The sequence below is a fragment of the Methylobacterium sp. C33D genome (assembly GCF_053345825.1).
Genome location: NZ_JBKFAV010000026.1, coordinates 17,449 through 41,300, shown reverse-complemented (window position 1 = coordinate 41,300; position 23,852 = coordinate 17,449). Strand labels below are relative to the sequence as shown.

General features: G+C 69.6%; 23 protein-coding genes and 1 pseudogene. 8 read left to right on the top strand and 16 right to left on the bottom strand.

The features are described from left to right. Positions 1–138: 138 nt before the first annotated feature. The 7 genes from solA to ACLBXO_RS20525 all read right to left on the bottom strand — a co-directional run bounded on the left by solA (position 139) and on the right by ACLBXO_RS20525 (position 6,956). Positions 139–1,269 carry an N-methyl-L-tryptophan oxidase gene (gene solA / locus ACLBXO_RS20555; RefSeq protein WP_447686506.1) on the bottom strand — a complete coding sequence of 377 codons (1,131 nt, stop codon included), beginning with the start codon at positions 1,267–1,269 and terminating at the stop codon, positions 139–141. Between the two features lie 31 nt (positions 1,270–1,300). Continuing rightward, entirely contained in the window at positions 1,301–2,272 is a 972-nt protein-coding gene (locus ACLBXO_RS20550; protein WP_331315922.1) for a dipeptidase, read from the bottom strand. An 11-nt stretch (positions 2,273–2,283) separates the two neighbouring features. Then, positions 2,284–3,357, bottom strand: coding sequence for an ABC transporter ATP-binding protein (locus ACLBXO_RS20545; RefSeq protein ID WP_331315923.1), 1,074 nt, complete (start codon positions 3,355–3,357; stop codon positions 2,284–2,286). 44 nt (positions 3,358–3,401) lie between these two features. Continuing rightward, on the bottom strand, positions 3,402–4,208 hold the full coding sequence (locus ACLBXO_RS20540; protein WP_331315924.1) for an ABC transporter permease: 807 nt from the start codon (positions 4,206–4,208) through the stop codon (positions 3,402–3,404). Positions 4,209–4,212: 4 nt separating this feature from the next. Further along, a complete protein-coding gene (locus tag ACLBXO_RS20535; RefSeq protein WP_447686505.1) occupies positions 4,213–5,118 on the bottom strand; it encodes an ABC transporter permease in 906 nt (301 codons plus the stop codon). A 3-nt stretch (positions 5,119–5,121) separates the two neighbouring features. Then, positions 5,122–6,186, bottom strand: a complete 1,065-nt coding sequence (locus ACLBXO_RS20530; RefSeq protein WP_331315927.1) for an ABC transporter substrate-binding protein — start codon at positions 6,184–6,186, stop codon at positions 5,122–5,124. Positions 6,187–6,251: 65 nt separating this feature from the next. Then, the gene (locus tag ACLBXO_RS20525) at positions 6,252–6,956 is read right to left on the bottom strand and encodes an isochorismatase family protein (RefSeq protein WP_091682123.1); all 705 of its coding nucleotides are present in this window, start codon (positions 6,954–6,956) and stop codon (positions 6,252–6,254) included. A gap of 121 nt (positions 6,957–7,077) precedes the next feature. Here ACLBXO_RS20525 and ACLBXO_RS20520 point away from each other — a divergent pair, with 121 nt between their 5' ends. From ACLBXO_RS20520 to ACLBXO_RS20490, 7 genes and pseudogenes are all read left to right on the top strand, one after another. Continuing rightward, positions 7,078–8,001 (top strand): LysR family transcriptional regulator, encoded by a 924-nt coding sequence (locus tag ACLBXO_RS20520; RefSeq protein WP_447686504.1) that lies wholly within the window; start codon positions 7,078–7,080, stop codon positions 7,999–8,001. Between the two features lie 222 nt (positions 8,002–8,223). Further along, complete coding sequence (locus tag ACLBXO_RS20515) at positions 8,224–8,826, top strand: TetR/AcrR family transcriptional regulator (RefSeq protein ID WP_331315929.1); 603 nt, start codon at positions 8,224–8,226, stop codon at positions 8,824–8,826. Between the two features lie 86 nt (positions 8,827–8,912). Next, positions 8,913–9,161 (top strand): hypothetical protein, encoded by a 249-nt coding sequence (locus ACLBXO_RS20510; RefSeq protein ID WP_331315930.1) that lies wholly within the window; start codon positions 8,913–8,915, stop codon positions 9,159–9,161. Between the two features lie 51 nt (positions 9,162–9,212). After that, positions 9,213–9,896 (top strand): type 1 glutamine amidotransferase domain-containing protein, encoded by a 684-nt coding sequence (locus tag ACLBXO_RS20505; RefSeq protein ID WP_331315931.1) that lies wholly within the window; start codon positions 9,213–9,215, stop codon positions 9,894–9,896. 494 nt (positions 9,897–10,390) lie between these two features. After that, positions 10,391–11,269 carry a helix-turn-helix domain-containing protein gene (locus tag ACLBXO_RS20500; protein WP_447686503.1) on the top strand — a complete coding sequence of 293 codons (879 nt, stop codon included), beginning with the start codon at positions 10,391–10,393 and terminating at the stop codon, positions 11,267–11,269. Positions 11,270–11,470: 201 nt separating this feature from the next. Beyond that, positions 11,471–11,791, top strand: a pseudogene (locus ACLBXO_RS20495) (aldo/keto reductase); the annotation flags it as partial. A gap of 236 nt (positions 11,792–12,027) precedes the next feature. Continuing rightward, positions 12,028–12,450, top strand: coding sequence for an SRPBCC family protein (locus ACLBXO_RS20490; protein WP_447686502.1), 423 nt, complete (start codon positions 12,028–12,030; stop codon positions 12,448–12,450). A gap of 137 nt (positions 12,451–12,587) precedes the next feature. Here ACLBXO_RS20490 and ACLBXO_RS20485 read toward each other — a convergent pair whose 3' ends face one another. Further along, positions 12,588–13,151 carry a TetR/AcrR family transcriptional regulator gene (locus ACLBXO_RS20485; protein WP_331315934.1) on the bottom strand — a complete coding sequence of 188 codons (564 nt, stop codon included), beginning with the start codon at positions 13,149–13,151 and terminating at the stop codon, positions 12,588–12,590. A gap of 111 nt (positions 13,152–13,262) precedes the next feature. Here ACLBXO_RS20485 and ACLBXO_RS20480 point away from each other — a divergent pair, with 111 nt between their 5' ends. Then, a complete protein-coding gene (locus ACLBXO_RS20480; RefSeq protein WP_447686501.1) occupies positions 13,263–14,669 on the top strand; it encodes an amidase in 1,407 nt (468 codons plus the stop codon). Positions 14,670–14,894: 225 nt separating this feature from the next. On the opposite strand, the gene ACLBXO_RS20475 is transcribed toward ACLBXO_RS20480, so the two are convergent. From ACLBXO_RS20475 to ACLBXO_RS20440, 8 genes are all read right to left on the bottom strand, one after another. Continuing rightward, complete coding sequence (locus ACLBXO_RS20475; protein WP_331315938.1) at positions 14,895–15,875, bottom strand: ABC transporter ATP-binding protein; 981 nt, start codon at positions 15,873–15,875, stop codon at positions 14,895–14,897. An 8-nt stretch (positions 15,876–15,883) separates the two neighbouring features. Then, complete coding sequence (gene ntrB, locus ACLBXO_RS20470) at positions 15,884–16,723, bottom strand: nitrate ABC transporter permease (RefSeq protein WP_447686500.1); 840 nt, start codon at positions 16,721–16,723, stop codon at positions 15,884–15,886. A 3-nt stretch (positions 16,724–16,726) separates the two neighbouring features. Beyond that, positions 16,727–18,082, bottom strand: coding sequence for a CmpA/NrtA family ABC transporter substrate-binding protein (locus tag ACLBXO_RS20465; RefSeq protein ID WP_447686499.1), 1,356 nt, complete (start codon positions 18,080–18,082; stop codon positions 16,727–16,729). 55 nt (positions 18,083–18,137) lie between these two features. Continuing rightward, complete coding sequence (locus tag ACLBXO_RS20460; protein WP_447686498.1) at positions 18,138–18,632, bottom strand: sulfite exporter TauE/SafE family protein; 495 nt, start codon at positions 18,630–18,632, stop codon at positions 18,138–18,140. Between the two features lie 155 nt (positions 18,633–18,787). Further along, positions 18,788–20,122 carry an FAD-dependent oxidoreductase gene (locus ACLBXO_RS20455; protein WP_447686497.1) on the bottom strand — a complete coding sequence of 445 codons (1,335 nt, stop codon included), beginning with the start codon at positions 20,120–20,122 and terminating at the stop codon, positions 18,788–18,790. Further along, positions 20,119–21,315 carry an acyl-CoA dehydrogenase family protein gene (locus ACLBXO_RS20450; RefSeq protein ID WP_331315945.1) on the bottom strand — a complete coding sequence of 399 codons (1,197 nt, stop codon included), beginning with the start codon at positions 21,313–21,315 and terminating at the stop codon, positions 20,119–20,121. The genes ACLBXO_RS20455 and ACLBXO_RS20450 overlap by 4 nt, the downstream gene beginning before the upstream one ends. A gap of 58 nt (positions 21,316–21,373) precedes the next feature. Continuing rightward, a complete protein-coding gene (locus tag ACLBXO_RS20445; RefSeq protein ID WP_331315946.1) occupies positions 21,374–21,925 on the bottom strand; it encodes an OsmC family protein in 552 nt (183 codons plus the stop codon). A 211-nt stretch (positions 21,926–22,136) separates the two neighbouring features. Then, positions 22,137–23,744 carry a sigma 54-interacting transcriptional regulator gene (locus ACLBXO_RS20440; RefSeq protein ID WP_331315984.1) on the bottom strand — a complete coding sequence of 536 codons (1,608 nt, stop codon included), beginning with the start codon at positions 23,742–23,744 and terminating at the stop codon, positions 22,137–22,139. Positions 23,745–23,852: the final 108 nt, after the last annotated feature.

Sequence of the window (23,852 nt, the reverse complement as noted above, 5' to 3'; positions counted from 1 at the left end):
GCGAAGACGGGCGTCAGGTTCAAGCGGACGGCAATCCGAATTCAGGGGTGCGCACCTCTCCAGCAACGGGATCGTAGAGGTCTGAGCGCGTCACGCTGACCGCACAGAGCTTCGCTCAGCGCGCGTCTGCAGCCTTGGTCAGAATCGGCCGAGCGCGTGCAGGCTGAGGTCGAAGCCCGGCGTCTTGCCTGTGGCGAGATCGGCCAGAACCTCGCCGACGACGCTGCAGAATTTGTAGCCGTGGCCTGAACAGGGCGAAGCGACGACCACCTGCGGCAGGTCCGGCAGCGTGTCGATCACGAAGTGCTCGTCGGGTGTGTTTGTGAAAAAACAGGCGCGAAGCGCCATGGTCGGACCGTTCGCGAGCGGGAAATAGCGGCTCACGCAGGGGCGCAGAACCTCCTCGTCGCGGGCGCTGCACTCGCGCGACAGCCCGTCGGCGCTGCCCGTCTCGCCCAGATGGTGCCAGCGGCCGATCTTGAAGCCCGGCACATGCCACATCGGGAAGCCGTAGAACTTGCCCTCGTCGACTTCCATGTTGAACACCGGGAAGCGGTCGGGCGCGAACAGGGCGGGGTCCTGCGGCTGGAACCACCCGAGCACCTGCCGCTCGGGCACCGCGGTCGTCCTGAGCTGCGGCACGAACTCACCCATCCACGAGCCCGCCGACAGGATCAGGTGCCCCGCCTCGTAGGTGCCCCGCTCCGTCCGGACGCGCACGCCCGAGGCCGTCGGCTCCCAGCTCAGCGCCGGCTCCCGCGCCCGGATCTCGGCGCCGGCCGCCTGCGCCTGCGTGACGTGCGCGACGATCGCGCGCTCGGCCGAGACGAAGCCGCCGTCCGGCTGGAGGACGGCCCGGTGCGTGTCGGGCAGGTTGTAGCCCGGCGCCACGCGCCGCAGCTCGGCGCCGTCGAGCAGACGGTGCGGGAGGTCGTGCATCCGGCAGGCCGCGAGCGAGCCCTCGACCATGGCGCTGCCCTCCGGCCCCGCATCGATCGAGCCGGTGATGAAGAGGAGTTGCTCGCCGAAGCGTCCCTCCAGGTCCCGCCAGTTCTCGTAGGCGCGGCGCAGCAGCGGCACGTAGGAGGGGTCCTCGAAGTAGGCGAGGCGGATGATCCGGTTGAAGCCATGCGAGGACCCAATGGCGTGCGGGATGTCGAAGCGCTCGAGGCCCAGGACCCGGACGCCCCGGCGGGCGAGATGGCAGCAGGCGGCCGATCCCATGCCGCCGACGCCGAGCACGATGACGTCGTAGGTGTTCGCAGACATCGTGAGATCTCCGAAGTTGCGCGAGACGCGCTCAGGCCCAGACGTCGCCGAGCAGGGCGAGCCAGTTGCCGCCCATGACGCGCTCGATGCGGGCGGCGGGCCAGCCGCGCCGCTCCATCGCGGCGGTAAGGTTCGGGAAGTCACCGATGACGCGGATGCCTTCGGGGTTCAGGACCTCACCGAAATCCGTGAGCTTGCGACCGTCACCCTTGTCGTGGGTGATGTAGTCGAAGAAGGCCTGTCCGTAGCCCTGGGTGAAGTCAGTGCCGATGCCGGTGTTCTCTTCGCCGACCAGATCGATCACGTACGCGATGGCGTCGAGATAGTCCTCGATCGTCGCGGCCGCGCCCCGGGCCAGGAACGGCGGGAACATGGTCACGCCCACGAAGCCGCCCCGCTCGGCGATGAAGCGCAGCTGCGCGTCCGTCTTGTTGCGCGGATGATCCTTCAGGGCGGCGGGCAGGCAGTGGGAGTAGGCGACGCGTCGCTGCGAGGCGCGGATCGCGTCCTCGCTGGTCTTGGGTCCGACATGCGAGAGGTCGCACAGGATGCCGAGGCGGTTCATCTCGGCCAGCACGTCGCGGCCGAAATCGGACAACCCGCCGTCGCGGGACTCGTAGCAGCCCGAGCCGACGAGGTTCTGGGTGTTGTAGGTCAGCTGGACGATCCGTAGGCCGAGCGCGTGGAACAGCTCCAGGTACTCGATCCGGTCCTCGATCGCGCTGGTGTTCTGCCAGCCGTGGATGATGCCGGTGCGGCGCTCCGCCTTCGCGCGGTGGATGTCGGCGACGCCGTGGACCGGAGCGATCAGGTCGGCGTGCTCGCGGAACCAGCGCCGCCAGCGCGCCATCGTCCGCATGGTCGTGGCGAAATCCTCCCAGACGGAGCAGGTGCAGTTGGCCGCCGTGATGCCGCCGCGTCGCATGTCGGCGAAGACCTCGGGCCCGAAGTCGGAGACGATCAGCCCGTCGATCACGATCAGGTCGTCGTGCCGGATGGCCATGGGGGGTCCTCTCAGAGTTCGACAGGGACGAAGTGGCAGGCGTCCGGCGGGACGGCGACGTGAACGCGCGCGCCGGGTTCGAGCATGGCCGGACCGCCGGTTGCAGGGGTCGCCCGGCGCGCCGTCAGACACAGGCCGGACGGGGTCCGCAGCCGGTACTCGACGGAGAGACCCCGGTAGGTCGCCGCCTCGATCTCGGCATCCAGCGTGTCGGGCTCGGTGTCCGCGCCGGAGGGCGTGATCCGGACGCGCTCGGGCCGGATCGCCAGGACCGTCGCCCCGCGGCCGGCGCCAGCGACCGGGACGCGGATCGCGTTGCCGTCGGCGAGCCGGAACGTGCCCGGTCCCTCCACCGTCCCCGGCAGGAGGTTCGTCACGCCCATGAATTCCGCCACGAAACGCGAGCGGGGTGCACCGAACACCGCCTCCGGGCTGCCGTCCTGCTCGATCCGCCCGGCGCGCATCACGACGATACGGTCGGCGATCGAGAGCGCCTCGTCCTGATCGTGCGTGACGAAGATCGTGGTGATGCCCATCGCCTTCTGGATCTGGCGGATCTCGAGCTTCATCTCCCCGCGCAGCTGCGCGTCGAGGTTGGAGAGCGGCTCGTCGAGGAGCAGCACCGAGGGCTCGATCACCAGGGCGCGGGCGAGCGAGACCCGCTGCTGCTGACCGCCGGACAGCTGCTTGGGCAGCCGATCCGCCATCGCCGACAGGCGCACCCGGTCGAGCGCCCGGGCCACGCGCGACGCGATCTCGGCCCGGGGAAGCCGACGCATCTCCAGGCCGAAGGCGACGTTCTGGGCGATGCTCATGTGCGGGAACAGGGCGTAGCTCTGGAAGCCGAAGCCGATGTTGCGCTTGGCCGGCGGCAGACGGGTCACGTCGCGGCCGCCGATCAGGATGCTGCCGGCATCCGCCTCGACGAACCCGCCGATCATCCGCAGCGTCGTGGTCTTGCCGCAGCCCGAGGGTCCGAGCAGGGCGACGAGCTGGCCCTCGGGCACATCGAGGGTGATGTCGTCCACGGCCGTGAAGCTGCCGTAGCGCTTGATCAGGGAGCGAAGGACGACCGTCGTCGACATGGTCCGATCTCCGGGCTGTCAGGTGGCCGTCTCAGACGGCCGTCTCAGAAGGCTTGGGCGAGACGCGCGTAGCGGTCGCTGACGAGGAGCGCCGTCCCGACGATCAGGATCTGGACGGCGGCGACGGCCGCGACCGTCCCGTCGAGGTTCCATTCGAGGTAGTTGACCAGGGCGATCTGCAGCGTCGTGCGGCCCGGCCCGACGAGGAAGATCGACTTCTCCAGATCGATGAACGAGATCACGAAGGAGAACAGGGCGGCCGCGACGATCGCGGGCCGGATCGCCGGAAGGGTCACGCGCCGCAGCACGGTGAGCGGGTCGGCTCCGAGGCTCGCCGCGGCCTCCTCGATCGCCCGATCGGCCGACGCGAGGGACGCGCTGACCAGACGGATGGTCCAGGGCAGCGCGATCAGCGTGTGCGCCACGAGCAGGCCGCCGAGCGTGCCGGCCACCTGGATGTCGAGCAGCGCCTCGACCTCGATGAAGGCGATGAACAGGGCGGCGCCGCCGACGATGCCGGGCACGACCATCGGTGCGAGCAGCAGGGCCTGCACGGCGTCGCGGCCGGGGAAGCGGCCGCGCACCAGGCCGAGGCTCGCCGGCACGCCGAGGGCGAGGCTCGCCGCCGTGGCGAACAGCGCCGTCTCCACACTGGTGACGAAGCCGTCGCGAAAGGCGTCCGTGTCGAGGGCGCGCGCGTACCAGTCGAGGGTGTAGCCGCTCGCCGGGAAGGCGAGGATGCGGTTGGCGAAGAACGACACCCAGACGATGACCACCAGCGGCAGCACGATGAAGGCGAGGACCGCGCCCGAGATGGCGCCGTAGGTCCGGCGGATGCCTGCGCGCGACATGGCCCTACTCCGACCAGCGCCGGTAGCGGCGCTGTACGAGGACGTTGGCGGTGGTGGTCAGCACGAGGGTGACCGTCATCAGCACGAAGGCGAGGGCCGCACCGAACGGCCAGTTCATCGCCTTGGCGACCTGCTGGTAGACCTCGGGCGCCATCATGTGGAACTGCGGTCCGCCGATCAGCACCGGCGTGGCGTAGGCGTTCATCGACAGGATGAAGCACAGCATCGTGCCGGCGAGCAGCCCGGGCAGCGCGAGGGGCAGCACGACCCGCCGCAGGATCGTGAGGTGCCCGGCGCCCAGACTCTCGGCCGCCTCCTCGAGGACCGGATCGATCCGCTCGAGCACGCTCTGCAGCGTCACGATCATGAAGGGCAGCGTCACCGAGACGAGGCCGATCACCACGGCGCTGGGGGTGTACATCAACCGGGGCGGCGTGAGCCCCATCCCGGCGAGCAGGGCGGCGAGAAGGCCCTTGTCGCCGAGAATGACCATCCAGGCGGCGGTGCGGACCGCGTTGCCCATGAGGAGCGGCAGGATGATGAGGATCAGGAGCTTCGACTTCCAGCGTGGCCCGACCTGCCGCACCAGGGCATAGGCGACCGGGAAGCCGAGCACGAGGCAGATCAGCGTCGAGAGGGCCGCCACCCAGAGTGTCGTCAGCAGGACGTCCCGATAGAAGCTGTCGTGCAGGAACTTGGCGTAGTTGGCGAGGGTGAGCCCCTCGACCATCAGCTCACCGGGGACGAACCGGTTGAAGCTGTAGCGGAGCATCAGGGCGAGCGGCCCGAGAAGCGCCAGGACGACCAGCAGCGTGCCCGGCAGGACGCCGCCGACCCCCGGGGGGATGCGCGGCCGGGCCCGCGCCGCGCGATCGGGCGCCAGGACCTCCGAGCGTGCGAGGGTGGCCATCGATCAGCGCGCCATCGTCTTGTTCCACCACTCGAGCCACTCGGCGGTGTTCTTCGAGACGTAGGCATAATCCGGGAAGTTGAGGTGCTCGCGCTCCTCGGGGGAGAAGTCGATCCGGGCGCGCAGCTCGGGGCTCAGCTCGGCCGCGCCGTTGGCCGGCGCGTAGAAGCTCGCCGCGGCGAGTTCGGCCATCGCTTTCCGGTCGAGCATCGCGTTCAGGTAGACGTAGGCTCCGTCCGGGTTCGGCGCGCGCTTCGGCATCCCGGCGCCGAAGGTGATCGCGATCGCGCCCTCCTTCGGATACTGGATGGCCAGCGGCGAGCCCTCGCCGATCCATTGCAGGCCGCGGGCCTTGTAGTTCAGGGCGATGTCGACCTCGCCGGTGGCCAGCGCCGCGCCGAGCTGCTGATGCGCGGCGTAGAGCCGGGGCTGGACCAATTCCTTCAGCGCGACGAGCCGCTCGCGGCCGGTCTCGACGCTCGTCATGTTGCCGCCCTGGATCAGGCCGGACATCATCATGTAGTTGAAGTAGAGCTGATTGGTCAGGCCGAGGCGGCCGGCCCACTTCTTGTCCCAGAGCTCCGCGTAAGATTTCGGCGGATCCTTGATCTTGTCCTTGTTGTAGATGAGCACCACGCCACTGTAGAGCCACGGCACGAAATAATCCTTGCGCAGGGCCGGTACCACGTCGCCGTAGTTCGGGATGCGCGACCGGTCGAGGTCGGCCAGCACGTCCTGCTTCATCATCTCGAACCCGTCCGAGTCGTTCAGATGAATCACGTCGATGCTGCCCCGGCGCAGGCGGCGCTCGGCGAGGAGCTTGGCCTTGCGCTCCGGTTCCATGCCGAGATCGCGCACGACGGTCAGTCCCTGCGCCTCCACCAGGGGCGTCTCGACGAAGCGCACCGTGCGCTGGTTCCAGTCGCCGCCCCAGTTGGAGACGACGACCGTTCCGGCCGCCGCGCGCGCCTCGCGTCCCGCCCCCGCCGTGAGGACGGCCGCCGCGCCGCCGAGGAGCGCCTGCCGGCGCGTCGGCGAGAATCGATCGAGAGACAAGTCAGCACGCATCGGCTCACACTCCTGCATGGGCGGCGGGTCGAGGATCGGATCGCGTCGGGCGATGGCCCGGGTCGTCAGGCGGCGTTGCGCAGGCCGACCTCGTCGAGGTAGGCGACGCAGCGCTCCAGCGGCTCGACGTCGGCGAACTTCGCGTCGATGTCGAAGAGGTTCCAGGCGACGGCGCCCGGCACGCGGTCGCCGATGCACTCGCGCACCGCGATGGTCCGGAAGCCCTCGGCGAGACCGTCGCAGAGCGTGGTGCGCACGCAGGCCGAGGCGGTCACGCCCGTGACCAGGATCGTGTCGACGTTGTTGGCGCGCAGGAACCCGGCAAGGTAGGTCCCGTGAAAGGCGCTCGCCCGCTTCTTCACCAGGACCTGTTCGCCCGGCACCGGCTCGATGCGGCTGTCGATCGCCCAGAGCTCGGGCTTGTTCTGATCCACGACCTCGACCGGGATCTTGCGGTGCCACAGGCCCATGTCGGTCTTGGGGCTGTCGACGTCGGTGACCTGATAGCAGGTGGTGACGTGCACGACCGGGTGGTTGTTGCGCCGGCAGGCGGCCAGGAGCGCCTGGACGCCGGGGATGATCTGGTCGTCGATGTTCTCGCAGGTGAAGGGATTCCCCGGCCGCGTCCAGGCATTGGCGAGATCGACGTTGATCAGGGCGGGGCGCCGGCCGAACCCGACGCGGCGCTGGAAACCGCGCTCCTTGTACAGCGCGCTCGCCTCCGCGAACGCCGCTTCGAGAGCGCTGTCGAGTTCGGTGTTGAAGGCCATCTGTCGCGTCCCTTGCATCGTTCGTTCCAGCCCGCCGCAGCGGGATCGAGGCGAGGATGTTGCAGACGGCCCCCGGTGTGAAATGATGAATCCAGCGTGATTGATACGAGATACGGCATCAATGCGGTTTGACCTCAGGCACGTCTCGAGCTGCCTCGTCCTTGCGCAGGAGCTCCACTTCGGCCGGGCCGCACAGCGCCTCGCGACGACGCAGCCGGGTCTCAGCCGGCTCGTCTCAGACCTCGAGGCGGAGGTCGGCGTGAAGCTGTTCCGCCGTACGACCCGAACGGTCGAGGTGACGGAGGCCGGGCGTGCCTTCCTGGCCGAGTGCCGGATCGGGATCGACCATCTGGAGCGGGCCGTGACGCTGGCGCGGCGCACGGCGACCGGCATGGCCGGCGTCCTGCGCGTCGGCTACATGGATTTCGCGATCAACGGCCGTCTGCCGGAGCTGGTCCGCGCCTTCAGCGAGGTGCGACCGGCGATCCGGCTGGAGCTGTCGCACGTGCCCTCGCAATCCCAGCGCGAGGCCCTGCTCAACGACCGCATCGACGTCGGCTTCACGCTCAGCGCGGTCGAGAACGAGCACTTCGAGAGCCTGCTGTTCGACCGCGACTCCTATGTGGCCCTGCTACCGGTAACCCATCCACTCTCGAACGCGCGCAGCCTGACCCTCAAGGATCTCGCCGGCGAGCCGTTCGTGCTGGGGTCTGGCGGGAGCTGGAGCGCCTATCGCGAGGCCTTCTTCGCGATCTGCCATCGACGCGGCTTTCACCCGACCATCAGCCAGGAGGCCTCGTCGAGCGAGGGTATCTTCGGTCTCGTCGCGGCGGGAACCGGCGTGAGCACCTATGCGAGCTGTGTGCGCAACGTGCAGCGGCGCGGGATCGTGATCCGCTCCCTCGACGATGTCCCCGATACCATCGCAACCTACGCCACTTGGATGAAGCCGGCCCGATCCACCAGCCTCGAAGCCTTCACCACCTTCCTGGCGACTGTGTGGGGTGCTGCGCCAGCAAGCAACATTGTGCGGTCTAAGCTTTGAGAACGCGAACGGAGGCGGTCTGCCTCTGCTCTCCCGCGACTTCGGGCGACGCCGGCTACCAGTCAGAAGCCAACTCCGGAGAGCGGGATATTGTCTGGGGATGCGATCACGAAGGTCACGTGGCCTTGCTCACGCCGACCTCTCGATCCGGCTCTGCGATCGCCTCGAGAAAGTCGCTACGCCCTACTAGACGACCGGTCTAATCCGGCCTATGTCTGGATCATGGCACATGTCAGCGGCAACACCGACACCCGGCAAGGCATCCTCGACACCGCCCACCGTATCGTGGGCGCGAAGGGGTTCTCGGGTGTCGGCCTCAACGAGATCCTGGCCGCGGCTGGGGTCCCCAAGGGCTCTTTCTACCACTACTTCGGCTCGAAGGAGGCTTTCGGCGAGGCGCTTCTGGCCGACTACTTCGAGGCGTACCTCGCCGACATCGACGCCACCCTCGCCGAGCCCGGCCTCAGCCATGCCGACCGCCTGATGAACTACTGGCGCAAGTGGCAGGCGACGCAGGGCAGCATCGACTACCAGCGCAAGTGCCTCGCGGTGAAGCTGGCGGCCGAGGTCTCGGACCTGTCCGAGCCGATGCGGATGGCCCTGAAGGCCGGCACGGCCGGGATCATCGACCGCGTGGCGGGCGCCATCGAGGCGGGCGTCGCCGAGGGGTCGCTCACCGTCGACGGCGAGCCGCGCGCCGCGGCCGAGACCCTCTACCACCTGTGGCTCGGTGCCAGCCTCATGGCGAAGATCGAGCGCGACGATGCCCCGTTCGACGCCGCGATGAGAATGACGCGCCGCATCCTGAACCCGCAACGAGCCTGACTGGGCGAGCCGACGGTGAAGCCAGGCATGACCGTCGGCAATTCATAGACGACCAGTCTACTCAAATCTGACCCGTGGAGAAGACCATGACACCCCGAACCGCACATCCCGTCGCCCCCTACCTGCTGCTCGCCGAGCTCGGAGCCGCCCTGTTCGGCGGCACTGCCGCCTCGGCCGAGGAGCGCATCACCCTGGAAATCATCGGGGCCGTCCGCATGGCCGGTCCTGAGATGATCCGCCAGACGGACGCGACGTCCGTCAGGGCCGAGCGCACCCAGGCGCGCGACGCGAGCGCCGAGCGTTCGATCGAGAGGACGGCGGCCCGTCACAACTAGCCCGGCCGCGACCGTCCGAACGTCCAACCCCCACGACCCCGGAGAACGACGATGAAGATCCTGATGGTGCTGACCTCCCACGACCAGCTCGGCGACACCGGCCGCAAGACCGGCTTCTGGCTGGAGGAGCTCGCCGCGCCCTACTACGTGTTCAAGGACGCCGGCGCCGACGTGGTCCTGGCCTCGCCCAAGGGCGGCAAGCCGCCGCTCGACCCGAAGAGCAACGAGCCGGGCTTCCAGACCGACCTGACCCGCCGCTTCGAGGCGGACGCCGAGGCCAACGCGGTTCTGGCGGACACGGCTCGGCTCGACGGCGTCACTCACGACGGCTTCGACGCGGTGTTCTACCCCGGCGGGCACGGTCCGCTCTGGGACCTCGCCGAGGACGCCGCCTCGATCAAGCTCATCGAGACGACCCTCGGCGCCGGTAAGCCCGTCGCCCTCGTGTGCCACGCGCCCGGCGTGCTGCGTCATGCCAGGTCGGCCGACGGCAAGCCGCTGATCGAGGGCAAGGCCGTCACCGGCTTCACCAACACGGAGGAGGAGGCGGTCGGCCTGACCGCGGTGGTCCCGTTCCTCGTCGAGGACGAGCTCAAGCGGAACGGCGGAGCGTTCTCGAAGGCGGGCGACTGGGAGCCCTACGTCGTGGCCGACGGCCTGCTGATCACCGGTCAGAATCCGGCCTCGTCCGGGCCGGCGGCGGAGCGGCTCCTGACGCATCTCCGCGAGGGCTGACTGCCCGCACCGACCGGTATCGACGCGGGCAGCCCGCGCAACCGGTTCGCTGCGGCTTCCCACGGATTCCTCGGCCAGGACGGCAGCTCGACGACGGGCCGTTCGGTCCGGTCATCCACACGGATGCCTCCAAGCTGACGACCGTCGCGGGGGTGTCCGCGGCGGGCGACATCGCAGGGGCGCCCCACGGCGTGAGTTGGGCCGTGGCGGACGGGGGCACGGCGGGTGTCCCGGTCCACCAGTCCCTCGTACTCGCGAGCTTGGCTGCCTGATCGGCGATGGCCAAGCGGCCGGCGAACCCCGGGCGCTCCACCTGCTCTGCGAATTATCGGATCCCGGGCAGGATGGTTGCGCCGGCCGGCCCGAGACGCTCACCGCGGCGGTCGGCCCACGATCGCGGGCACGCTTGCCGTAACGGCTCGCGATGGGTCAGGATCGGCCCGGAAGACCGTACGCGGCTTCGATGCGCCAGCGCTCCGACCCGAGGTGCCTTGATGTCGTTCGAGACGATGGGGGACCAGCGGCGCGGTACATGCCAGGTGCTCGGTCGGATCGACCATCGGGCCCGGTTGGTCGTCGAACGCCGGATCAACGGCGCCGGATCGCACCCGAGGCAAGCCTATCCCTGCAACGAGCTCATCGTGATGCTCAGCGGCCGCGCGGTCGTACGACGCACCGGTGACGGTCAGGACGAGAAGTGCCTCGCCGGGGCCGGAACGGCCTGGACCGGACCGGTCGGCTTCGTGGAGAAGGCGGAACTCTCGGAGGCCATCTCGTGCCTCCACGTGTGCCTACCGCCGGCCCTCATCGAGCACAGTGCCCTGGCGGACTACGGCATCGACGCCTCGCTGATCGAACGCGCCTTCGTCGGCGGCTTGGCCGACCCGCTCCTCGTCAGCTTCGCACGGGCGTTCGAGGGCATGCTGGGCAGGCCGCAGTTGCCGACGGACCGGCTGTTCGTCGACGGTCTGACGGCCGCGCTGGCAGCCCACCTGATCGCCAACTACACGGTCGACCGCTGGAAGCCGTCCAGCACGGCGCGAAGGCTCGACGAGCGACGGCTCAGGCGGGTGACCGACTACGTCGATGCCCACTACGCCGAACCCATCCCGCTCGAACGCCTCGCGGTCGAGGCCTGCCTCAGCCCCTTCCACTTCTCGCGCCTGTTCCGGGAGGCGACCGGCCTGACCCCGCATCGCTACGTGACGGAGCGACGGGTTCGCGCCGCGCGAGAGGCGTTGGCGCGCGACCAACTCACGCTCTCCGAGGTCGCGGTGGAGCACGGCTTCGGCTCCCAGGACAATTTCACCAGGGTGTTCCGCAGGAGCACCGGCCTGACGCCTGGGCAGTACCGGGCCATGTTCCGCCGCTGAGACGGCACATAACCTCGTCGTTCGCTGCAAACACCGCAATTGTGGCCGGAAGGCCCGCAAGAACGGCCGATACGACAGCGCCCCGGAGACTGTACGCCGTCATGCGGGGCTTGGCAGAACGGTCACGCGGTACGGCTCGCGACGACAGCTCGCAGACGCAGGCCCCGATGTCGCGCCGACTTCCCCACGCTTGGAGGAGCCATGACCATCAGGGACGCCCTGCTCGCCGGCCCGCTCGGCTTCGGCGCCGCACCGCTCGGCAACATGTTCCGCGACATCCCCGACCACGAGGCGGACGCCACGGTCGACGCGGCGTGGCAGGCCGGCACGCGCTATTTCGACACCGCGCCCTTCTACGGGAGCGGCCTGTCCGAGGTCAGGCTCGGCAAGGCCCTGTCGAACTACCCGCGCGACGCCTACCGCCTCAGCACCAAGGTGGGCCGCATCATCCTCGACGAGGTCGAGACCGGCGTGCGCGACCAGGGCGAGAAGGGCGAGATCTTCAAGTACGGTCGCCCGAACAAGGTCGTCTACGACTACACGGCCGACGGCGCGAAGCGGTCCATCGAGGACAGCACTTCTCGCTCGCTCATCCGGCCTCCGCGGCGGTCATCCCCGGGGCGAGCCGCCCGGAGCGGATCGCGGAGGACCATGCCGCCATCAGCTTCGAGGTGCCCGGGGTTTTCTGGCGCGACCTGCGCCGGAGCGGGGTCGTGGCGCCCGACGCGCCCCTCCCGTCCGGTCAGTAGGGCGCGGCCATGGCGACGGCATCGGCCAGCGTCGAGATCCCGGCTCCAGCCTCCGAAGTCTGGCGGCTCATCGGCGGGTTCGGCTCCCTGCCGGACTGGCTGCCCTACATCCCCGAGTCCGAGTTGCACGAGGGCGGCCGCGTCCGGCACTTGGCGAACCCCGACGGCGGCCTCATCGTCGAGCGGCTGATGGCCTTCGATGAGACCGGACGGAGCTACAGCTACCACATCCTCCAGTCCCCCTTTCCGCAACAGGGTTACCTCTCGACCTTGCGGGTCCGGGAGACCGGCGACGGGCAGCGGTCGCGCGTCGAGTGGTTCGGCGACTTCCAGCCGGTCGGGGTCAGCGACGCGGAGATCGCGAAGCTTTTCCAGGGCATCTACGAGGAAGGTCTCGCCGCCCTGAGGAAGCACTACGCAGACAGGGGCTGAACGGCCGAGGCCACCGCATCACTGCCATAGAGGCGGTGGAACGGGCGCCCGTTTCCAGGGACGGCGCGGCTGTGCGTGAACGACCACGCCGGGTCGGATGCGGAACGTCCGGTCCATCCCCGAAGGTCAGGATCGCCCTAGGCCGGCAGGAGCCCCGAGGCGCGGTAGCTCTCGACCAACCTGTCGAACTCCGCGACGTCCGAGCGGCTCCGCGCATAGAGCTGGGCGCCGGACACCGCGGCGAAGACGGCCCGGGCCCGCGCCTCGCTCTCCTTCGGCTGCACCGCCCCCGCCATCACCAGCACCTTCGCCAACCAGGCGACGTTGACGTCCGCGAAGCCCTGGGCCTCCCGTTGCACGGCCTCCGGCAGGTTGGCGTACTCGGCCGACATGAAGCTGCACAGGCAGAGCCTGTTCCCGTCCTCGAGCGACCGGCGGAAGGTGCCCGGATAGAGCCGCAGGCATTCCATCGGGTCGCCGGTCTTCTCCAGCATGGCGTCGAGCTCGACCGCGATGTCCTCCCAGTAGCGCCGCGCCACGGCCGCGCCGAGGTCCGCCTTGCTGGCGAAGTGATGGTAGATGCTCGCCGCCTTGATGCCGACCTCGGCGGCGAGGTCGCGGTAGCTCAACCCGCCGTAGCCGTGCGCCTGCGCGGTCCTCCGCGCGGCGGCCAAGATCGTCTCCTTCGCGTTCGTGCTCACCCCTGCCTCCGTTCCGGGCTCAATGACCTACCAATCGTTAGTTAGGGGTTGACGACCGGAAAATCCAGCTCTAACTCTCAGCCTACCGAACGTTAGGCAGGAACAGCGGCCATGACCCAGGACATCATCTTCTCCGACGCGACCCGGCTCGCCGAGCTGGTCCGGACCAAGCAGCTCTCGCCCGTCGAGGTCGTGCGGGCGCATCTCGACCGCATCGCGGCGGTCGATCCCAAGGTCAACGCCATCGTCACCGTCGCGGAGGGCGCACTCGCCGCCGCGAAGGAAGCCGAGGCGGCGGTCATGGCCGGTAAGGAGATCGGGCCGCTCCACGGCGTGCCGTTCACCGTGAAGGACTCCATCGACACCGCCGGGGTGTTGACCCAGCGCGGCTCGCCGATCTTCAAGGGCCGTACCCCCGACGCCGACGCCACGAGCGTCGCCCGCATGAAGAAGGCCGGCGGCATCCTGCTCGCCAAGACCAACCTTCCCGAGTTCTCCTACTGGATCGAGAGCGACAACCTGCTCTCCGGCCGCTCGAACAACCCGTGGGACCTCGACCGGACGCCCGGCGGTTCCAGCGGCGGCGAGTCGGCGGCCATCGCGGCGGGCCTATCGCCGCTCGGCCTCGGCACCGACCTCGCCATCTCGGTGCGCGGCCCGGCCGCCCAGACCGGCATCGTCTCGCTGAAGGCGACCCACGGGCGCGTGCCGATGACCGGCATCTGGCCGCGGGCGCCGCGCCGCTTCTGGCACGTCGGCCCGATGGCCCGCTCGATCCGCGACCTCGCGCTCGCCTTCTCGCAACTGGCCGGCCCGGACGGGCAGGACGCGTTCGCGACCAGCACCGTCCCGTTCGACGCCGGCCTCGGCGCCACGCCCGACCGCAAGCTGCGCGTCGGCTGGATGGTCGGGCCGGGCTTCGGACCGATCGACACCCAGGTCGCGGCGACGGTGAAGGCGGCCGCCGAGGCCCTGAAGGGCGAGGGCCATCACGTCGAGGAAGTCCGCATCCCGGCGCTGGAGCGCGACTTCGCCCTCGACGTGTTCAACAAGCTCCACGTCATGGAGATGAAGCCGGCTTTCCGCGAGGCGACGGCCGGGCACGAGGACGAGATGTACAGGATGGCCAAGACGATGCTGTCGCTGCCCGACACCACGGTGGAGGACTACGTCGCGGCCGAGCAGGCGGCGGAGCGGCTCCGGAACGGCTACGCGGCCTATTTCCGGGACTTCGACGTGCTCCTGACCCCCGTGCTGCCGGTGCCGGCGCACAAGCACGGCATCGAGGAACTCGTCGTCAACGGCGAGACGGTGGACCTGACCTACCTGCAGGGCGCGACCGTGCCCCTCAACGTCACCGGCCTGCCGGGGCTGTCGATGCGGTTCGGGACGAGCCGCGAGGGCCTGCCGATCAACGTGCAGCTGGTGGGAAGCTGGCAGGCCGAGACGACACTCCTGCACGCGGCATCGGTGCTCGAGGGCGTGAGCCCGGTCCGCGGGCTGCATCCGAGCCTCTGACGGATGTGACCGGGGCCGGTGATCTGTCCGGCCCCGGACCTCTGGGACGGCAGAATCGTACGGCGGCCCTCTATGACGTGGCCGCCGGATCAACGGCGGGTGTCGGGGGATCGTGCCCTCTCCGTCAGAGAGGGATTCGGGAGTGGCGATCTGTCGGAGGGACTGCCGATGCCGTCCGCGCGATCCGGCGGCGAGCACCCTCCCCGTGGCGGGTTGGTCCGCGGGTCAGGCCCGCCTGGCCGGCGGCTCGGCGGCGATGGCCGCCGCGTCCGCCTCGCTCAGGGCGGGGCGCACGACCGGCGGATGGCGCGGATCGTACCCGTCCGGCATCGCGTCCCGCAGGGTCGCGGAGCGGGTCACCAAGAAGTCGATCAGGTGGTTGCGCAGGGCGTAGTACCCGGGCGCATGGTGGAGCTGCGTGCGGCTCCGGTCCTTGGGCAGCGGGTTCTCGACGATCTCGGCGACCTTAGCCTGCGGTCCGTTCGTCATCAGCACGATCCGGTCGGCGAGGTAGATCGCCTCGTCGACGTCGTGGGTGATCATGAACACCGTCTGCCCGGTCTCGACGCAGATCCGGCGCACCTCGTCCTGCAGGGTTCCACGGGTCAGTGCGTCCAGGGCCGAGAAGGGCTCGTCCATCAGCAGGATCTTCGGCTCGATCGAGAGCGCCCGGGCAATGCCCACGCGCTGCTTCATGCCCCCCGAGAGTTCGGACGGGCGCTTGTGCTCGGAGCCCGCCAGCCCCACCGTGGCTATGGCCTTCCGCGCGCGCGCCTCGACCTCGGCCCTGCCCGCCTTCCGCCAGCGGGCTGAGACCGCGTAGGCGACGTTGCCGAGCACGCTGCGCCAGGGCAGCAAGGCGTGGCCCTGGAAGATCACCGCCCGGTCCAGGCTCGGGCCGTCGATTTCCCGACCGTCGACGATGACGACGCCCTCGGACGGCGTCTCGAGGCCCGCCAGGATGTTGAGCACCGTGGTCTTGCCGCAGCCCGAGTGCCCGATCATGCACACGAACTCGCCCTTCCGCACGGGCAGCCACAGGTCCTCGAAGATCGTGCTCGTCTTGCCACCCGGTGCCGGGTAGCGCCGCGCGATGCCCTCGATGGAGATGAACCTCTCGGAGTTGGACATGCGGCTGGGCCCGCCCTGGACGGTGTCGGGAGCGGCGCGGCCGGAGCGGCGCACGAACGGAAGCAGCTTGCTCATCGGGTGCCTCACTCGGGGAAGGTGACGAGGCGCTGGGCACGCGCCAGGAGCTGGTCGAGGGCCATGCCGACGAGGCCGATCACCAGGATCGAGGTGATCACATTGGTGATCGAGAGGTTGTTCCACTCGTTCCAGACGAAGTAGCCGATGCCGGTACCGCCCACGAGCATCTCGGCCGCGACGATCACGAGCCAGGCGATGCCGATGGAGATGCGCATCCCGGTGAGGATCGTCGGCGCGGCGGCCGGCAGGATCACCGTGAACGCGCGGCGCACCGGCCCGACCTCCAGAGTCCGGGCGACGTTGAGCCATTCCTTCCGGGTGCTCGACACGCCGAACACCGTGTTCATCAGCATCGGCCAGAGCGAGCAGATGAAGATCACGAAGATCGCCGACAGCGTCGAATCCTTGATGGTGTAGAGGGCGAGCGGCATCCAGGCGAGCGGCGAGACCGGCTTGAGGATCTGGATGAACGGATCGAGCGCCCGGCTCATCAGCGGCGACATGCCGATGAGGAAGCCGACCGGGATCGCCACGAGAACCGCGAGACCGTAGCCGAGCGCCACGCGCCCGATCGAGTAGGCGAGCTGGATGCCGAGGCCCTTGTCGTTCGGGCCACGGTCGTAGAACGGATCCTTCAGGTGCCCCCAGATCGTCGCCCCGACATCGAGCGGGCCGGGCATGGCCGACTTGCCGGTGGTGGCCGTCTGGCCCATCAGGGCCGCGTATTCCGGGTCCATGGCCTCGGTCTTCGCGGTTCCGCTCACGGCCATCTGCCAGCCGAGCAGGATCACCGTGAGGAGCGCCAGCGAGAGGATTCCGGCGCGCAGGGAGAGGGGGCGTTGCATGGCTCAGCTCGCGCGCTTGATCTTGAAGGAATCCAGGTATTCCTGGGGCTTGGCCGGATCGAACGTCTTGCCCATCACCGCGAACGTCTTCGTGGTGGTCTCCGGCGGCGCGAGGCCGTCCTGCCGCATCAGCTTGGCGGCATCGGTGGCGCGGTAGACCTGCCGCGCCACGGCGGCGTAGTCGACGTCGCCCTTGATCTGGCCCCAGCGCTTCATCTGGGTGAGCGTCCAGATCGCGAAGCTCTCGTACGGGAACGGGTCGAAGGCGACCCGCTTCGGATCCTTCTTCACGCTGCCGAGGCCGTCCGCGTAGGTGCCGGTCAGAACCTGCTCCACGACGGTGAGCGGCTGGTTGAGGTAGTTGGCCGGCGCGATCGCGGCGGCGATCTCCTTGCGGTTTTCCGGCCGCGAGGCGTAGGCGGTCGCCTGGAGGATGGCGCGCAGGAGCGCGGCCGTGGCGTTCGGCATCTCGCGGATCGTGTCCTGCGCGACCGAGAACGAGCAGCAGGGATGCCCGTCCCAGATCTCCTTCGACAGCACGTGGATGAAGCCGACGCCGTCGTAGACCGCGCGCTGGACGATGTTGTCCGGCGCCAGGAAGCCGTCGATGTTGTCGGCGCGCAGGTTCGCGACCATTTCCGGCGGCGGCACCGAGCGGAGCTGCACGTCGGTATCGGGATCGATGCCATGCTCGGCCAGGTAGTAGCGCAGCAGGTAGTTGTGGTTCGAGTAGTCGAACGGGATGGCGAGCTTGAAGCCCTTCCAGTTCTTCGGGTCGCGATTGTCCTTGTGCTTGTTGGCGAGGCAGATCGCCTGGCCGTTGACGTTCTCGATCGCCGGCACCGCGAAGGGCACGGGGTTCGAGCCGAGGCCCAGCGTGATCGCGAGCGGCATCGGCGCCAGCATGTGGGCGGCGTCGTATTCCTTGTTCAGGGTCTTGTCGCGCACCACCGCCCAACCGGCGGTCTTGACGACGTCGACGTTCAGTCCCTGCTTCTCGTAGAAGCCCATGGGCTTGGCCATGATGATCGGCGTGGCGCAGGTGATCGGGATGAAGCCGACCTTGAGATCCGCCTTCTCCGGCCTGCCGGCCTCGGCGAGGGCCTCGGCCACGAACCGCGTCGGCAGGAACTGGCCGACCGCCGCGGCGGCGGTTGCCGCGCCGACGCTCCTCAGGAAGGCGCGGCGCCTGCCAGCGTGCGGGAACAGGGCCCGCATCATCGCCGCCTCGACGACGCGCACCACCGCGGCGTCGCCCGACGTGACGGAAGCCTCGTGCTCGGTTTGGTCCGCGTGCGCGCCGCAGGAGCAACCGCCGGAGCGCCGTCGGGCATCGAAAGGATTGTCGAATAGGGCCATCGAAAACTCCGGCTTCGTAGTCTTGGAATCCGCAGCAACTGTCGCGCCAAGCGCGTTAGCTCATGACTTGTCCGCCCTGATCAGCATCCCACCGCATTTCGGATCGACGGAGATCGAGCACGTGACCCGGCAACGGACTCTCGACATCGTCGGACCGCCCTAAGTCGCCGGAGCGACAGTGCGAGGCCTGCACGTCCGATGATCGTCGCCAGCACCGTATCGAGCAGGTCCTTCCGGGCGGCGCAGGCGGAACGCGGCCGGAGCCCGGCGAGGCCGGATTGAACCGCCGCCTGAACGTCACGGACGCGGCCGCGAGCATGACCAGCGCGAACAGGCATTGCAGCCGGTGCCCGTCGAGCTGCTTGCCGAGCCCGGCGCCGAGCGTCGCCGCCAGGATCCCGGCGCAGCCGAACAGTCCCGCGGCCTCCCAGGGAAACCGCGCGATCCGGAGAGGGCCGACGAGGTCGAAAAGGGAGCAGGCCGCGACCGCGAACGCGCCCGTCCCCACCGCGACGTGCGCGTTCCTGAGCCCGACGACGTGGATCAACATCGGGATCGCGCACGACGAAGGTCGCGGTGTTCGTCGGCTCGTCGAAGAGGCCGTGCACGGCGGGCCGCGGGTTCGTGCCCGAGAGGCGCGCCTCGACCTGCGCCTGCGCCAGGGCGGGGTCGGTTGCGCGGGGTTCGTGCGTCATCGTCCCCTCCTCAGGCTGCCAGCCAGGCGGTGACCTCGCCGTCGCGCCGCTGCTCCATCGCGAGCCGGCTCTCGGTGTGCTCGACGACGTGCCAGGGTTCTCCCGGGAGCGGCGCGCCGTGCAGCTCGATCGGCGTCGAGCGCGTCTTCAACCGGATGACGGGCACGGCGTGCGCGTAGCCCGGATGCTCCCGGCCCAGGATCGCGTGGGCGATGGCCTCGGCTTGACGGGCGACCGGCTCGATGAAGCGGCAGGGTCGCCCCTCAATGCTGATGCAGTCGCCGAGCGCGAAGATGTCGGGTCCGCTCGTGCGCAGGGTCGCCGGGTCGACGACGATCCCGCGGTCGAAGGCGAGCCCGGCCCCGCGCACGAGCCGCGAGGGCGTGGCGAGCCCCGTCGCGGCGATCACGGTCGTGGCGACCAGAGTCGTCCCGTCCGAGAATGCGAGCGCGACGTCGCCGTCCGGCCGGCGGTCGAGGCCGCACACGAGGGCGTTGGACCGGTGGCGCACGCCCAGCCCCTCGAGGCCCGCCAGGAGCCGGCGGCCCGCCAGGTCCGGAAGGAGCTCGGGCAGCGGCAGCGCCCCGGCCCCGACGAGCGTCACGGCGTGACCGGCCCGGGCGAGATCCTCGGCGAGCTCGCAGCCGACCATGCCGGCACCGATCACCGCGACCGCGCGGGGTCCGCGCGCGAGCTCGGCGTGCAGGGCGGCCCAGGCCGCGAGGTCGTTCACGCGCCAGCACAGGGCCGGGTCGAGGCAGGCCGGCAGCGCCGGACGCGCGCCGTGTGCCAGGACGAGGGCGGTGTACGCGAGGGTGCCGCGCGTGGTGCGCAGGCTGTGCCGCCCCGGGGTCAGGCCCACCGCCACCGTGTCGGCCATCAGGCGCACGCCCAGGCGCGCCGCCGCCGCGGCGCCCGTCTCCCGCCGCAGCCTGTCCGGCGACAGGCCACGCCCGAGCGCGACCGAGAGTTCCGGCTTGTGGTAGACGTCGCCGCTGCAGGCCGTCACCAGCGTGATCGGAACCCGGGCGTCCTCGGCCCGGATCGCCTCGGCGGCGGCCCACCCGCCGACGCCTGCGCCGACGATCACTACGCCCGGCCGGCGCTGCAGCACCGCGGTTGCCGCCACCGGTGCGATCGGGGCCCGCCGCTGGTACGGCTCGAAGTCGGACTTGGTCACCCCGCAGATCGGGCAGGCCCAGTCGTCCGGGATATCGGCGAAGCGCGTCCCGGGCGCCAGGCCGCTGTCGGGATCGCCCTCGCCCTCGTCGTAGATCAGGCCGCAGGCCCGGCAGAGGAACTGCTTCCAGGGGCCGAGGCCGTCAGTGGGTTCCTGGATGGTCATGCCCGGCCCCCCGTGTGGGCGCCGCTGGGCAGGACCTCACGGGACAGGCGCGCCATCTCCCAGCGCAGGTGCTTGATCGCCGGCGTGACGATGGCGACGAAGTGCGCCTCGCGGACGCGGCGCTGGGGGGATGCCGACATCAGGTAGCCCCGCGCCCCCTGGTGCAGCAGCGCCGACTGCGACGCGCGCAGCGCCAACTCGGAGGTCTGGGCCCGGGCATCGAGGACGTCGATCAGGTAGTCGGTCGATCCGTCGTAGGGCGTCTCGGCGAGCCGCATCACCCGGGCGCGAAGCTCCGCGAGCTCGGCCGCGATCGTGTCGGGGCGATCGTCGAGGAACTGGTTGACGTGCCCGAGGGTCTCCTCGACCGCCAGCATGGCGTCGAGGCTGCCCTCGGCGACGCCGAGGCCCATGCCGCACTGGAGCAGGATGAAGGCGCCCCGGATCCCGCCGATGAATGGGCGGGCCGGGTCGGCGATGAGGTCGTCCTGCCCGACGAAGTACGCGTCGAGCCGCACGCCCCAGGTGCTGGTGCCCTCCATGCCGGAGAATTGCGGGCAGGGCCGCAGCTCCGCCCGGTCGCAGCGCAGCAGGAACATGATCTCGTGGCTGATCGCGTCGCCGGCGCCGAGCACGCCCGCTATGGCGCCACAGTACTGTCCGGGCCCGATGTGGCTGACCCAGGGGAGCATCCCGCTGACCCGGTAGCCGCCGGGCACGCGGTGGGCGCGGAGCAGGATCGGCTCGATCCCGGCGAACGCCTTCATCGGGTTGGACAGGGCCGTGCCGCCGAAGCTGCGGCCCGCGACGTGGTCGTCGAGGACGGCGCCGGAGAGCGCCGGGTTACCCGAGCGCTCCAGGTAGAGGCCGCAGACGTCGTGGCACCACATGAGGAAGCCGGTGGCGCCGCATGCCCGGCTCGCGGCCTGCATGGCGGCGATCGCGAGGCCGACCCGACCGCCGTGCCGGTCGAGGTGGACGCCGAGCGCGCCCGCACCCCCGAGCCGGCCCATGATGTCGAGCGGGTACGCCCCATGGTCGATCTTGGCTGCCGCCGCGGCCAGGGGACCGTCGGCGATGGCGATCGTCTCGGCGAGGACGGCCTCGTCCGTCCACGCGTCGCCGACCGGTGTCGCGAACGGCGTCTCCGTCACGGGGGGCTCGGCCGGCCGAAGGGCGAGGGCGCTCGACATCGTGCAATCTCCTCAGGAAGGGGAAAGGGGGCGGGGCCGCCGGGTCCCGCCACCGACCTCAGTCGGCCAGGCCGATCTTGAAGGGGACCGGGTTGCGCATGGTGTTGGCCACGGGCGAGAAGTGGTTCGCGTGGCGCACGATCGCGTCGAGTTCCTCGCGGGTCGCGTCGCCCTCGATGGTCACGGCGACCCGGATCTCCTGAAAGCCCATGTCCTCCGGCTTCTTCTCCGCGCCGCCGGCGCCCCAGGCGGCCGGGTTACCGATGTCGCCTTCGAGGTGCAGCTCGAGGCGGGAGAGGCGTACCTGCTTCCAGGTCGCCACCGCGGTGATGCCGACCGCCAAGCAGCCGCCCAGCGCCGAGAGTACGATCTCCCCCGGGGCCGGCGCGGTGTTCTCGCCGAACAGGTGCAGCGGCTCGTCGACCACGACGGGCGCGTGGTCGCCGACGTAGCTGAGGGTGCGGTACTGGCCGTCGACCACGGTGTGCACCTTGTTGGTGCCGCGCGAGCCGGGATTGCCGCGGCCCTTCTCGGCGAACTGCATCAGGCCGTCGCGGTCGATCGGGCGCAGGTAGGTAGTCACGGTCTTCGGGGCGGCGCTGGCGCTCATGTCTTGCTCCTCTTCCGGCTCGACCCCGCGATCGGCGGTTTCGGCTCGAAGACAGTTGCGCAAGGCAGGTGCCAGAGCAGGCCGGCGAAGGTTTATTTTAGAAACCCGATGCCCATCAAGTGTTTACGTCGATTTCACGATCGCTTCGCGTCTCTGTTGCCGCTACGAATGTCGACAATATGTCGACATTGTCGGTCTTTGTCGAAACCGTTCACGGCTCCGTCCGCAGCTTGCGCCAACGATAGGAGAACTGTCGCTCAGTCAGGCCGAGCCGCTGGGCTGCACGAGTCTTGTTGCCCCCGGCCTGCGCGAGGGCCACGCGCAGCTGTTCGGGATCGTGCGAGTCGGCAGATAGATACGGGCGGACGGTACCGACCGCTTGGATCGAAGCGCCTCTTCCAGGCAGGCCCAACTGTGACAGCCCTGGACTCGGCATGGCTGGCTTGCCTGCGGCCGCGCCTCCCAGCATGGGGCGCAGATCGTCGACGTCGAGGACGCCCTCGCTGGCGAGCAGGACGAGCCGCTCGATGAAGTTGGCGAGCTGGCGAATGTTGCCCGGCCAAGCTTGGCGGGCGAGGTGCGCGATGGCGGACTGCGTCAAGTTGACGTTGCGCTGGTTGGCTTGGTTGGCCTGGGTCAGGAAGTGCAGCACGAGATCCGGGATGTCGCCCCGGCGCTCGGCCAGCGGCGGCAGGGTGATCGGGACGACATTGAGCCGGTAGAACAGGTCTTCCCGGAAGCGGCCGTGGGCGACTTCCGTGGCGAGATCCCGGTTCGTCGCGGCCACGAGGCGCATGTCGACGCGGATCTCGCGCTTCCCGCCGAGGCGCACGACCGTCCCCTCTTGCAGGGTGCGCAGCAGCTTGGTCTGGAGGATCGCCGGCATCTCGCCGATCTCGTCGAGGAAGATGGTGCCGCCGCTCGCTTGCTCGAACCAGCCGGCTCGTGCCTCGACCGCCCCAGTGAACGCGCCGCGCTCGTGGCCGAACAGTTCGGATTCGAACAGGCTGTCGGGGATGGCCGCGCAGTTCACCTTGATGAAGGGCCGGTCGCGACGTGGGCTCGCGAGGTGGAGCGCCCGGGCGAACAGTTCCTTGCCAGAGCCGGACTCGCCGAGCAGCAGCACGCTCGCGGTCGCATCCGCGACTTTCTCGATCTGGACGAGCGCGCGCAGCAGGGCCGGCGAGGTGCCGATGATGCCGTACCGGGCTCGCTTGATGCGCAGCTCGCGCGCGAGCATGTCGTTGTGCTCCTCGAGCGCGCGCGTCTTCCGCTCCACGCGCTCGTTCAGGGTCAGCAACTGGCTGACCATGGTCGCGATGATGCGCAGGATGGCGAGATCGTCGGAGAGCGCCCGCTCCCGATGGCGGATCCGGTGACAGGCGATAGCGCCGACCGTCTTCTGGTCGACCCGAATCGGGAGCACCAAGAACGACACCGCACCCCGGGGCAATTTCGCCCGCTCGACGGCGCGCGCGAGGAAGATCGGATCCTTGTCGATGTCCTGTACGATGATGAGATGGCCGTCTTGGATAACGCGCCCGGTGATGCCTTCGCCAAGCGCGTAGCGGCCCCGGGCGACCTCCTCGCGGGTCAGGCCGTAGGAATGGGCGATGTGGTAACCGTCCCCGTCGGGGTCCTTCAGGACGATGCGTCCCCGGTTGAGCCCGACGATCTCCGAGAGGAGATGCAGCATCTCGCGGGCGACCTGATCGAGGCGGATGCCCTTGCCGATCAGATTCATGACCTCTTGGATGAGGAACATCTCCTGTGTGCGCCAATGGGCGCCCGACGCGGCCTTGCTCGCTCGCCCCTCCATTCCTCGACGCACCTCGATCACCCGGTTGCCGCCGACAACCTGCAAGGCCCGTGCGAGCAGAGAGGCGCAGCACCCTTGCCGCATCCCTATGATGGCGCATCGAAGGCG

Bases quoted from the DNA above. Each gene is read 5' to 3' on its own strand.
- ACLBXO_RS20460 (WP_447686498.1), bottom strand. From the start codon at position 18,632: ATGTTGATCCACGTCGTCGGGCTCAGGAACGCGCACGTCGCGGTGGGG.
- ACLBXO_RS20505 (WP_331315931.1), top strand. From the start codon at position 9,213: ATGAAGATCCTGATGGTGCTGACCTCCCACGACCAGCTCGGCGACACC.
- ACLBXO_RS20445 (WP_331315946.1), bottom strand. From the start codon at position 21,925: ATGAGCGCCAGCGCCGCCCCGAAGACCGTGACTACCTACCTGCGCCCG.
- ACLBXO_RS20490 (WP_447686502.1), top strand. From the start codon at position 12,028: ATGGCGACGGCATCGGCCAGCGTCGAGATCCCGGCTCCAGCCTCCGAA.
- ACLBXO_RS20440 (WP_331315984.1), bottom strand. From the start codon at position 23,744: ATGGAGGGGCGAGCGAGCAAGGCCGCGTCGGGCGCCCATTGGCGCACA.
- ACLBXO_RS20455 (WP_447686497.1), bottom strand. From the start codon at position 20,122: ATGACCATCCAGGAACCCACTGACGGCCTCGGCCCCTGGAAGCAGTTC.
- ACLBXO_RS20530 (WP_331315927.1), bottom strand. From the start codon at position 6,186: ATGCGTGCTGACTTGTCTCTCGATCGATTCTCGCCGACGCGCCGGCAG.
- ACLBXO_RS20550 (WP_331315922.1), bottom strand. From the start codon at position 2,272: ATGGCCATCCGGCACGACGACCTGATCGTGATCGACGGGCTGATCGTC.
- ACLBXO_RS20475 (WP_331315938.1), bottom strand. From the start codon at position 15,875: ATGAGCAAGCTGCTTCCGTTCGTGCGCCGCTCCGGCCGCGCCGCTCCC.
- ACLBXO_RS20500 (WP_447686503.1), top strand. From the start codon at position 10,391: ATGTCGTTCGAGACGATGGGGGACCAGCGGCGCGGTACATGCCAGGTG.
- ACLBXO_RS20480 (WP_447686501.1), top strand. From the start codon at position 13,263: ATGACCCAGGACATCATCTTCTCCGACGCGACCCGGCTCGCCGAGCTG.
- ACLBXO_RS20535 (WP_447686505.1), bottom strand. From the start codon at position 5,118: ATGGCCACCCTCGCACGCTCGGAGGTCCTGGCGCCCGATCGCGCGGCG.
- solA (WP_447686506.1), bottom strand. From the start codon at position 1,269: ATGTCTGCGAACACCTACGACGTCATCGTGCTCGGCGTCGGCGGCATG.
- ACLBXO_RS20515 (WP_331315929.1), top strand. From the start codon at position 8,224: ATGGCACATGTCAGCGGCAACACCGACACCCGGCAAGGCATCCTCGAC.
- ACLBXO_RS20540 (WP_331315924.1), bottom strand. From the start codon at position 4,208: ATGTCGCGCGCAGGCATCCGCCGGACCTACGGCGCCATCTCGGGCGCG.
- ACLBXO_RS20510 (WP_331315930.1), top strand. From the start codon at position 8,913: ATGACACCCCGAACCGCACATCCCGTCGCCCCCTACCTGCTGCTCGCC.
- ACLBXO_RS20520 (WP_447686504.1), top strand. From the start codon at position 7,078: ATGCGGTTTGACCTCAGGCACGTCTCGAGCTGCCTCGTCCTTGCGCAG.
- ACLBXO_RS20450 (WP_331315945.1), bottom strand. From the start codon at position 21,315: ATGTCGAGCGCCCTCGCCCTTCGGCCGGCCGAGCCCCCCGTGACGGAG.
- ACLBXO_RS20465 (WP_447686499.1), bottom strand. From the start codon at position 18,082: ATGGCCCTATTCGACAATCCTTTCGATGCCCGACGGCGCTCCGGCGGT.
- ACLBXO_RS20545 (WP_331315923.1), bottom strand. From the start codon at position 3,357: ATGTCGACGACGGTCGTCCTTCGCTCCCTGATCAAGCGCTACGGCAGC.
- ntrB (WP_447686500.1), bottom strand. From the start codon at position 16,723: ATGCAACGCCCCCTCTCCCTGCGCGCCGGAATCCTCTCGCTGGCGCTC.
- ACLBXO_RS20525 (WP_091682123.1), bottom strand. From the start codon at position 6,956: ATGGCCTTCAACACCGAACTCGACAGCGCTCTCGAAGCGGCGTTCGCG.